Annotated in this window: 1 protein-coding gene; it reads left to right on the top strand. The window is 47.6% G+C overall.

Annotated features, from left to right (window positions below):
* The coding region (locus MW695_RS22205; RefSeq protein WP_247107615.1) for an isopeptide-forming domain-containing fimbrial protein at positions 1-580 on the top strand (580 nt) is incomplete at both ends.

Below are 580 nucleotides of genomic sequence, written 5' to 3'. Positions count from 1 at the left end.
CTTCTGTATACGATTGAGGCACGAAATACGATTGAAGACAGTCAAGTTGAAAATCTAGTCATCTCCGATGTGATCCCAGAAGGGTTGGAATATGTGCCGGGAACGCTAAGAGTGAACGGGGATGCCGTCACCGATGAGGAAGACGATGATGCCGGTCATTACGCGGATGGCGAAGTAGTCGGTCAATTCGGGAATGTGACAGACACCGAATGGCAGACGCTAGAATTCCACGTAACTGTAGGGGAAGGCCAAGCAAGCCAGGATATTGAAAACGTGGCGATCGTCGATGGAGACAATATCGATGAGCCAGATAGACCGTCAGAGGAAGTGAAGATTTATCCACGCTTCCCTGCGTTAGAATCAGAAAAAACAGCCATAAACGCAGACTTGTTAAAGGATCGATTCGAAGTAGGCGACACGGTTATCTACATGATTCGTACGCAAAATACGGTTTCTGAAAGTGTCGTTGAACACTTAACGATCACGGATACACTGCCAGAAGGATTGACGTATGTCGAAGGCAGCTTGAACATAAGTCATGATGGTGAAGGCAGCTACGAGGACGGAATGATCACTGCGA

The organism is Halalkalibacter sp. APA_J-10(15), from assembly GCF_023017105.1.
GTDB lineage: Bacteria > Bacillota > Bacilli > Bacillales > Bacillaceae_D > Halalkalibacter.
Note: the sequence above shows the minus strand (reverse complement) of the source record. Positions and strands in the feature narration are given on the sequence as shown.